Genomic DNA, 9,431 nt, shown 5'->3' with positions numbered 1-9,431 from the left:
GTGGGTGGGTCATGCAGGACACGCCGTAAACCCGTCCTTGGGGGCTCGCTGTTGCCATCCATGGCAACAGACGGTCCTGCATGACCCACCCACCCGTCGCCAAACCAGCGAACCGCTTCAATTGCCACCCGCCGCGAGGGGGTTCCACCCGTTCGACCAATCACTCCGGTGACAACTGATCCATCCGTATCCGATTGGCGAACAACGAAAACGCCAGCATCCCCGCCAGCCCATTGGCCCGGCTCACCCAATGCGGCAGCCAACGCGGCGGCTGCAGGATCCCCGCCTCGAACAACGGCGCGAAGGTGATCGCATCGGTCAGCGTCATCTTGCCCGCGAACAACCACCGGCATACCTGCAGGCGGTCCTCGGCCAGCATGTGGCGGAAGAATGTATGCACCGACACCAGCCCGCGCAGGTACACCGTGTCCTTGGTGAAGGCCATGCCACCGGTAGGCGGCACGCCGCGGAACACGCGCTGGGCCGAAGCAAAGCTCTCTTCCTGGTTCTGCCCGGCATCGCAGAAATAGCGGAATACCTCGATGAAATCCGCGCCCTCGCGCGCCATCGCGATCGCCTCGGTGCGCAGGCTGATGCGTTTGAGCCGTTCTATGTCGATGCTGCCGGTGATCTGCTCGGCGAACGTGGCCAGGCCTTCCTGGGTCGCGGTGACCCGCGGCGATGACAACGCCAGGCTCGGCAGGACGTGCTGCTCCCTGCCATTCAATGCGGTCAGCGAGTGCACCAGCGCTTCGTGGTGGAACAACTGCGCACGGTCGTAGGCACTGAAGCGGGCACTGGTGCGCAGGCGGATGCGGGCCGGCCCGGCCGCCGCCTTGGACACCAGTCCGGGGTCCAACTGCACCTGGATGATGCGCGATTCGAAGAACGCGTCCAGGTCGCTCTGCAGCTGCAGCTGCAGGGCCGTGGCCGATACCGGGACCTGCTCTTCCGGTGCCAGCAGCTCGTGGTCCAGTTCGGTGGCGATCTGGATGAAATGGCGCGCCGCATCGCGCGTGCTCGGGCCGTTGCCGGGCAGCGGCTGTTCGGGCGAACCGAACAACTGCACCGAACACGCATCCACCGCAGCGGTGCCCAGTCCTTCCAGCAGCTGCGCGGCCAGGTCCCAGCTCTGCGCGGACTGCTGTACGTAACGGCCCAGCGGGTGGTCGGCATCGCATTCGGCGGTCAGCGCCGCCAACGCGCGTCGCGCGTCGCTGAAATCAAGTTTCGGGTAGTCCACTTCGGGCAGCTGCGGCTGGCCACGCGCCACGCTGGCGAGGAACGGAGACTGCAGGCCGGCCGGCCAGCTGGTCAATCCCAGCAGCCGGATCCCACCGACAGCGTCGACCAGCCGCGCGTCCAGCGCGGCATGGTGGGCCACTTCACGATCGAGCGTCGCGCCTGAATCCATGGGCCAACTATACGGTAGTGACGGCCGCGGGCCGTCGACGCCGGAGCGAATGACGGCCAGCGGCCGTCACTACCGGAAGCTGACCGCCAGCGGCCGTTACTGCCGGAGAGCTGACGGCCAGCGGCCGTCACTACCGGCGGCGCGGCGCCTTGCCTGCGCCACGACGGGCGGCGGTGCGGCGTTCCTGCGCCGTCTCGGCCTGGCGCACGGCCAGCTTGGCGGCGGCGGCGGCGACTTCTTCCTTCAGCTTGAAGTAGTTCAGCACGCGGGTTTCTTCGATCTCGCCTTCCTCGATCGCCGCACGTACCGCGCACCCCGGCTCCTGCTGGTGCAGGCAGTTGCGGAACCGGCACTGTGCCGCCAGCGCTTCGATATCGGCAAAACCGCCTTCGGCCAGCGTCTCTTCGCCGGTCGGCTTGAGTTCGCGCATGCCGGGCGTGTCGATCAGGCAGGCGCCCATCGGCAACGGCATCAGCGCGCGGTGGGTGGTGGTGTGGCGGCCGCGCGAATCGTTGGACCGCACCGTGTTGGTCTTCATCCGCTGCTCGCCGAGCAGGGTGTTGGTCAGGGTCGACTTGCCCGCACCCGAAGAGCCCACCAGCACCACCGTATGGCCCGCGCCCAACCACGGATGCAGGGTCGCCACGCTCGCAGGGTCCAGCCCATTCACCGCGCGCAGCGCGATGCCCTGCGCCTTCAGTTCTTCCAGCACCGCCAGCGCGTCTTCGGTGTACTCGGTCTGGTCGGCCTTGGTCAGCACCACCACCGGCTCGGCACCGCCGCCGCCCACCAGCAGGAGGTAGCGCTCGATCCGGCGCGGATTGAAGTCAGCGTCCAGCCCGCAGACGATGAAGACCGTATCGACGTTGGCCGCGATCACCTGCTGATGGTAGTGCTCCCCCGCCGCGCCCCGCTTGATCGAGGTGCGCCGCGGCAGCAGCGCGACGATGCGCACGCCCTCCAGCAGCACCCAATCGCCCACGGCGGGGCGCTCATGGCTGGGAAAGCGCGGACGCTGCCATTCCGGCAGGGATTCGGCCTTGATTGATGCATCCGGCCCGTCGGCGACCACGTAATGGGTGCGGTGCTGCTCGATCACCCGCGCAGGGCGCGCCAGCGGATGGGTGGCCATCGCGGCCTGCCAGTCCGCCTGGTCGGCGGTGGCGGGCGGGCCGGGCCATGGCCAGCCAATGGTCTGCAGCGCGGGGTAATCAGGGGTATCGGTCATCGTCAGCATTCTACCGGCAGCGGGCCCTGCGGGCGTGGGCCATGCCCGGCCGCCACCCTTGCCATGCGCTGCAGCAATTCAGCTAGTATGGGCCTTCCATGCCCATCGACGGCCCGTCTGCCATGTCCACCCCCACGCCCAAGCCCCTGGCCATCCGTGAGCGCCTTTCCGAAGTGCGCTACGAGATCCGAGGAGAATTGGCGCGACGAGCGCGGGAGCTGGAGGCGCAGGGCCGCACGCTGATCAAGCTGAACATCGGCAACCCGGGCAATTTCGGCTTCCGCGCCCCGGAACACCTGCAGCGCGCGATCGCCGATGACATGGGCCGCACCGACCCCTACACCCACCAGCAGGGCCTGCCGGAGGCGCGCGAGGCCATCGCCGCCGCCTACGCTCGTCGCGGTGCACCGGACGCCCACCCGGACCGGGTGTTCATCGGCAACGGGGTCAGCGAACTGATCGACCTGTCGCTGCGCGCGCTGCTCAATCCCGGCGACGAAGTGCTGGTGCCCTCGCCGGATTATCCGCTGTGGTCGGCGGCGACCATCCTCAACGACGGCCGCCCGGTGTATTACCGCTGCGCCCCGGAGAATGGCTTCCAGCCCGATCCGAGCGAAATCGAAGCGCTGGTGTCTTCGCGCACCCGTGCCATCGTGCTGATCAACCCGAACAACCCCAGCGGCGCCAGCTATTCCCGTGAACTGCTGGAGCGCATCGTCGCCATCGCACGCAAGCACAACCTGCTGCTGATGGTCGATGAGATCTACGACCAGATCCTGTACGACGACGCGGTGTTCCAACCGGTCGCGCCGCTCGCCGGTGACCAGCCCTGCATCACCTTCAGCGGCCTGAGCAAGGTGCACCGCGCCTGCGGCTGGCGCGTCGGCTGGGCGATGCTGTCCGGCGACGCCGGGCGGCTGGGCGAGTTCCGCGCCGCGATGGACCTGCTCAGCGCGCTGCGCCTGTGCGCCAACGTGCCCGGCCAGTACGCCATCGACGCCGCCGTGAACGGTCCCGACACGATCACCCCGCTGTGCACGCCCGGTGGCCGCCTGTACGAAACCCGCCGCGCGGTGATCGACGCCTGCGCGGCCAGCGAGCACCTCTCGCTGGTGGCGCCGGCGGGCGCGCTGTACGCCTTCCCGGCCGTGGTCGGCGATGCCGCCAAGGGCCTGGACGACCACGATTTCGCGCTCGACCTGATGACCGACGAAGGCGTGCTGGTGGTTCCCGGCTCCAGCTTCAACGTGCCCTACCGCCATCATTTCCGCGTGACCCTGCTGCCCGAAGCGACGGTGATGCGCGAGGTGTTCTCGCGAATCGACCGCGCCTTGGCGCGGCGCGCCGAAGCCAACCGCAAAGTGGTGCCGCTGAAGCCACGTCGCTCGGCCGTCGCCTGACCCCGGTGGCACTGACCTGGCTGGCCCTGGGCGACTCCTACACGATTGGCGAAGGCGTCCCGGCGGAAGGTCGCTGGCCGCAGCAGCTGGCGGCCCTGCTGCGCATGCGCGGCATCGCGCTGCAGGACCCGCAGACCATCGCCACCACCGGCTGGACCACCGATGAGCTGGATGCCGGCATCGACGCCGCGGCGCCGACCGGTCCATTCGACTTCGCCAGCCTGCTGATCGGGGTCAACAACCAGTACCGCGGTCGGTCGTTGGACGACTACCAGCAGCAGTTCAGCGCCCTGCTGCAGCGCACGCTGGCGTTCACCGGCGGCAGCCCCGCACGGGTGCTGGTGCTGTCCATCCCGGACTGGGGCGTCACCCCGTTCGCGCACGATCGCGACCGCACCGCCATTGCCGCCGCGCTGGATGCTTACAACCTTGCGGCGCAGGCCATCTGCCAGGCGCACGGCGTGGTGTTCGTGGACATCACCGACCTCTCGCGCCAGCACGGCGCGGAAGCGGCGATGCTGGCCGACGATGGCCTGCATCCTTCGGCGCGGATGTACGCGCTGTGGGCGCAGCGGGCGCTGCCGCTGGCCGAGCGCCTGCTCGCGCCCGCCGCCTGAGCCGTGGCCGGCGCGCGGCCCGGGGCAGCCTCAGCGGCCGCCTGCCTGGACACCGCGGACGCCACGGCGATCGCCCGGGCGTTCCTGCCGGCCAGCCGCTGGGGCAATCGCAGCACCTACTACTACGTGCGTGCCAAGCTCGGCAGTGACCCGCTCTACAACGGGGTGCTGCAGGCCCTGCCGGACGATGGCCTTGCGTTGCTCGACCTGGGCTGCGGGCTGGGCCTGCTCGGCCACGTCGCGCGCCTCCATGGCCGCACGCAGCCGTATCTGGGCGTGGACGTGGATGCAGGCAAGATCGATCGCGGTGCACGTGCGGTCCGCCGCGCGGCCCTTCCCGCACTGGACCTGCGCCAGCTGGACATCCAGCAGCCGCTGCCACGCCACAGCGGCCACGTGGCGGTGCTGGACGTGCTGCACTACCTGGACGCACACGCCCAGGCCAGCCTGCTGCGGGCGGCGGCCGAGCGCGTGGCACCGGGCGCGACGCTGGTACTGCGCAGCCCGCTGGATACCGGCGATGGCCGCGACCGCACCACGCGTCTGGCGGATCGGCTCGGCTGGCTGTCCGGCTGGATGCGTACCCGCCCGCGCCATTACCCCCGCGCCGACGTGCTGCAGCAGGTACTGGGCGCGGCCGGGCTGGTCGCCGAAGCGCCCCGCCCGCTGCACGGTCGCACCCCGTTCAACAGCTGGCTGCTGGTCGCCCATCGACCGGTGGCCCCGGGCTGATCCGACCCCTCAACGTTGCGGCGGCAGCCGTGCCTGCAGGCCGCGTTGGTCCAGGGCCTGCAGCACGCCTTCGATGATCTGCAGGTTGTGGCCGTGCCCGCTGCCCTCATGCAGCAGCACGATCGCCCCGGGCTGCAGGTCGGGCAGCAACCGCGCCAGCACCTCGGCCGGCGTGCAGTCCACCCCGTCGAAACCGCGTGCGCTCCAGCCCACCCGGGTCAGGCCCAGGTGCCGCACCACCGGGCCCACGAAGGGGTTGGTCATGCCCACCACCGAGCGGTACCAGCGCGGGGGCCGGCCGGTGATCGCCTGCAGGGCCTGCTGGCAGTGACCGATCTCGCGCGCCATGGCGGCCGGCCCCAGCCGCCAGAACCGTGCCTGCGGGTGGCTGTGGCTGTGATTGCCCACGTCATGCCCGCGGCCGATCACCTCGCGCACCAGGTCCGGATGGGCCAGTGCGCGTTCGCCCACCAGGAAGAAGGTCGCCCTGGCCTGGTAGCGGTCCAGCAGGTCCAGCACCGCGCGCGTGTCGGGCCCGGGCCCGTCGTCGATGGTCAGCCAGACCGCATCGCCGGCATCGGCCAGGCGGCGGATGACAGGGGTGTAGAAGCGGCTGTTGGGCAGGAACACCGGCACCAGGAACAGCGCGTGGCTGGCCAGCAGCAGGGCCAGTCCCCAGCCCCACCCGGCCAGCAGGCCCACCGCCAGCGCCAGCAGCTGGGACAGCGCGAAGCCCAGCAGCGCGCGCCAGGGCCAGCGCGGGGGGCAATGCAGCGTTTCCATCGTGGTCATGCCCCATGATGCCACGAGGGGTAGAATCAGCGGTTCGATATCACCGGATTTCCACCGCCATGTCCCTCGATCCCGCCCTGCGTTCGCGCATCGAAACCCTCCTCGCCAACGACCGCGTCGTGCTGTTCATGAAGGGCCAGCCGTCCATGCCGCAGTGCGGCTTCTCGGCCAAGGCCGTCGGCGCACTGCAGGACCTTGGCGTGGAGTTCGGCCACGTCAACGTGCTGGCCGACCAGGAGATCCGCGAAGGCATCAAGCAGTACGGCGATTGGCCGACCATCCCGCAGCTGTACATCGACGGCGAGCTGGTCGGTGGCAGCGACATCATCCTGCAGATGGCCTCCAGCGGCGAGCTGAGCAGCGTGCTCGGCCTGGCCGCCCCGGACCGCACGCCGCCGTCCATCACCGTGACGCCGGCCGCGGTGGAGATGCTGAAGGGTGCGCTGGCCGATTCGCCGGGCGCGGCCCTGCAGCTGGGCATCGATGCGCGCTTCCAGCCGAACTTCCAGCTGGCTCCGTTCGACGAGGGCGCGATCGCGGCCGAATCCAACGGCCTGCGCGTGCAGTTCGACCTGGCCAGCGCGCGTCGCGCCGACGGCATCACCATCGACTGGGTGGACGACATCCGCGGCAAGGGCCTGGCCATCGACAACCCGAACGCCCCCAAGGCCATCACCGAACTGTCGGTGCGCGACGCCGATGACCTGGTGCGTGCCGGCACGGTGCTGCTGGTGGACGTGCGTCCGTCCGAAGAGCGTTCAATCGCCGCGGTCGGCGTGCCGTTCAAGGTCTTCGATGGCAACGGCCGTGCCGAGCTGGAGGCGCTGCCGAAGGACACCGCGCTGGCCTTCCTGTGCCACCACGGCGGCCGCAGCGCGCAGGCCGCCGAGCAGTTCCGTGCGCTGGGCTTCACCAAGGTGCACAACGTGACCGGCGGCATCGATGCGTGGTCCGACGAGGTCGACAACGGCGTGCCGAAGTACTGATTCCGGACCTCCAGCACCCTTGTTGATGAACGGAAACGCCGGCAGCCGCCGGCGTTTTCCGTTCCAGTGCGTCAGCCCGCGAATCCGCCCTCGGCCAGGAAGTCCATTTCTTCCATCGTGGTCATCCGCCCCAGCACCGCGTTGCGGTGCGGGAAGCGCCCGAAACGCCGGATGATGTCCCGGTGCAGCTCGGCGAACTGCAGGTATTGTTTGTCGCCCAGCACGTCGAACATCGCCACCGACCGGTCCTGGTCCTGCAACTCTTCGGAGTGTTCGAAGGGCAGGTAGATGAACGCACGCAGCTTGGGCAGCAGCTCCAGGTCCAGGCCTTCTTCCACCGCGCGCATCGCGTAATGCCGGGCAAGCCCGTCGGTGGCATACGAATGGGCAGTGCCGCGGAAGCAGTTGCGCGGGAACTGGTCCAACAGCAGCATCAGCGCCAGCGCCCCTTCGGCGGTGGAAAGCCAGTGTTCGCGGGCACGCGACGCCGCCGCATGGTGTTCTTCCAGGAACAGCGCACGGAACCGCGCATCGAACGCGTCATCGCGCGCGAACCATTTCGCCGGTCCTGCCTCGTTCCAGAACGCCACTACCTGCGCTGCGGTCTGCATATCCTGCTCCACGGGCTGCATCGGGGCGCCCTGCCCATTGCCGGTCATTCGTCGAACCGCAGGTGGCGGACCGATTTGCCGTTGCGTCGGATCAACCGCAGGGCCTCGATGCCGATCTGGATATGGTTGTCCACGAACTGCGAACTCACCTTGGCATCGGAGGCTTCGGTCTTCACCCCATCCGGGATCATCGGCTGGTCGGAGACCAGCAGCAAGGCCCCTGTCGGGATGTGGTTGGCAAAGCCCGCCGCGAACACCGTGGCGGTTTCCATGTCGATGGCCATGCAGCGCATGCGGCGCAAACGCTCCTTGAAGGCTTCGTCGTGCTCCCATACGCGCCGGTTGGTGGTGAACACGGTGCCGGTCCAGTAGTCATGGCCAAGGTCGCGGATCATCGTGCTGACCGCCCGCTGCAGCGCGAACGCCGGCAGCGCCGGCACTTCCGGCGGCAGGTAGTCGCTGGAGGTGCCTTCGCCGCGGATCGCCGCGATGGGCAGGACCAGGTCACCCAGCTGGTTCTTGCGCTTGAGCCCGCCGCACTTGCCCAGGAACAGCACCGCCTTGGGCATCACCGCCGACAACAGGTCCATGATGATCGCCGCGTTGGGACTGCCCATGCCGAAGTTGATCATGCTGATGCCATCGGCGGTGACGCTGGCCATCGGCCGGTCCAGGCCCACTACCGGTGCACCGCTGAGCTGGGCGAAGGCATGCAGGTAGCCGCTGAAGTTGGTCAGCAGGATGTGTTGCCCGAACTGGTCCAGCGGCACGCCGGTGTAGCGCGGCAGCCAGTTGTCGACGATGTCCTGCTTGGTTTTCATGCGGCGGTCTTGGCGAGCTTCAGGACACGATTCTGCGAGAGCGGCGGCGCGGAGTCGAGCATCGGCGCTGCCGCAACAAAAAGGGCGGCCCGAAGGCCGCCCCTGGTCACGCGTCGGTCACCCGGCCATCAGAACCGGACCGACCACCGCGCATTCACGCCATGGTCGCGGCTTTCATCGCCGAACTGGCCGTTGTAGCCCAGTTCCAGCTGCTGGCGCGGGCTCAACCAGGCCGACAGGCCCAGTTCGGCAACCACCGCGCTGTCGGCGATCGGCGCGCCGCTGACGGCAAAGCGGCTGCCGCCATCGAAGGCCAGCTGCGCCAGTCCATCGCGGTCACCGGAAGCGCGGCGATAGCCCACCCCGCCCACCACGTGCAGCCATGCGTCCTGCTGGAACGCGGCCTTCAGGCCCTTGTTGAAACGCACGCCGACGGTGGCCACGGTGGTCGCGGTGTCGGCCACCCGGCCGGTCAGCGCGGCGGCACCGCCCTGCTCGCGCACATCGTCCACGTCCACTTCGACACGGGCGAGCTGCAGGTACGGCTCCAGTCCCCCCTGCGTACCGCCGAAGCGGTAGCCGGCTTCGATGAAGGCCTGCTTCGTCTTGGCGTCGTAGCTGGCATTCAGCCCGTCGCTGTAGCCGGCGAAGGCCACCTGGCGGCTGCTGTCGATGTCATGGCGGCTGTAACCGAGGCCACCGCGCAGGCCGAACGCGCCCCAGCTGTGGCCGGCGTACAGGCCCACGTGGGTGTTGTCGATGCGCGCCTTCGCCGACCTTCCCTGCGCCTGCTTCGTGTCGGTGCGGCCATTGCCCAGCAGCAGGCCGAG

General features: G+C 69.1%; 10 protein-coding genes. 4 read left to right on the top strand and 6 right to left on the bottom strand.

Annotation, left to right across the window (positions count from 1 at the left end; translation table 11 throughout):
• Positions 1-160: 160 nt before the first annotated feature.
• Both ABB28_RS11875 and rsgA read right to left on the bottom strand, forming a co-directional pair.
• Positions 161-1,414, bottom strand: coding sequence for a flavohemoglobin expression-modulating QEGLA motif protein (locus ABB28_RS11875; RefSeq protein WP_057508829.1), 1,254 nt, complete (start codon positions 1,412-1,414; stop codon positions 161-163).
• 130 nt (positions 1,415-1,544) lie between these two features.
• Positions 1,545-2,642: a ribosome small subunit-dependent GTPase A gene (rsgA, locus tag ABB28_RS11870; protein ID WP_057508828.1), complete on the bottom strand. Its 1,098-nt coding sequence runs from the start codon at positions 2,640-2,642 to the stop codon at positions 1,545-1,547.
• Positions 2,643-2,764: 122 nt separating this feature from the next.
• Between rsgA and ABB28_RS11865 the strand changes: the two genes are divergently transcribed.
• From ABB28_RS11865 to ABB28_RS11855, 3 genes are read left to right on the top strand one after another with little or no spacing between them, the layout of a single operon-like run.
• Positions 2,765-4,042, top strand: a complete 1,278-nt coding sequence (locus ABB28_RS11865) for a pyridoxal phosphate-dependent aminotransferase (protein WP_057508832.1) — start codon at positions 2,765-2,767, stop codon at positions 4,040-4,042.
• Positions 4,043-4,047: 5 nt separating this feature from the next.
• Positions 4,048-4,659 carry an SGNH/GDSL hydrolase family protein gene (locus tag ABB28_RS11860; protein WP_057508827.1) on the top strand — a complete coding sequence of 204 codons (612 nt, stop codon included), beginning with the start codon at positions 4,048-4,050 and terminating at the stop codon, positions 4,657-4,659.
• Positions 4,660-4,662: 3 nt separating this feature from the next.
• On the top strand, positions 4,663-5,391 hold the full coding sequence (locus ABB28_RS11855; protein WP_083492013.1) for a methyltransferase: 729 nt from the start codon (positions 4,663-4,665) through the stop codon (positions 5,389-5,391).
• 9 nt (positions 5,392-5,400) lie between these two features.
• Here ABB28_RS11855 and ABB28_RS11850 read toward each other — a convergent pair whose 3' ends face one another.
• The gene (locus tag ABB28_RS11850; protein WP_057508826.1) at positions 5,401-6,183 is read right to left on the bottom strand and encodes a polysaccharide deacetylase family protein; all 783 of its coding nucleotides are present in this window, start codon (positions 6,181-6,183) and stop codon (positions 5,401-5,403) included.
• Positions 6,184-6,242: 59 nt separating this feature from the next.
• Between ABB28_RS11850 and grxD the strand changes: the two genes are divergently transcribed.
• Complete coding sequence (gene grxD / locus ABB28_RS11845; protein WP_042613684.1) at positions 6,243-7,169, top strand: Grx4 family monothiol glutaredoxin; 927 nt, start codon at positions 6,243-6,245, stop codon at positions 7,167-7,169.
• A gap of 71 nt (positions 7,170-7,240) precedes the next feature.
• Here the strand turns inward: grxD and ABB28_RS11840 are convergent, their stop codons facing one another.
• The 3 genes from ABB28_RS11840 to ABB28_RS11830 form a co-directional block, all read right to left on the bottom strand.
• Complete coding sequence (locus ABB28_RS11840; protein WP_057508830.1) at positions 7,241-7,780, bottom strand: DUF924 family protein; 540 nt, start codon at positions 7,778-7,780, stop codon at positions 7,241-7,243.
• Between the two features lie 44 nt (positions 7,781-7,824).
• Positions 7,825-8,601, bottom strand: a complete 777-nt coding sequence (locus ABB28_RS11835) for an AMP nucleosidase (RefSeq protein WP_057508825.1) — start codon at positions 8,599-8,601, stop codon at positions 7,825-7,827.
• A 128-nt stretch (positions 8,602-8,729) separates the two neighbouring features.
• The coding region (locus tag ABB28_RS11830) for an autotransporter outer membrane beta-barrel domain-containing protein (protein WP_152983467.1) at positions 8,730-9,431 on the bottom strand (702 nt) is incomplete at its 5' end.

It is taken from the genome of Stenotrophomonas chelatiphaga, from assembly GCF_001431535.1.
GTDB classification, from domain to species: Bacteria; Pseudomonadota; Gammaproteobacteria; order Xanthomonadales; family Xanthomonadaceae; genus Stenotrophomonas; species Stenotrophomonas chelatiphaga.
This window is presented reverse-complemented; position numbering and strand designations above follow the sequence as displayed.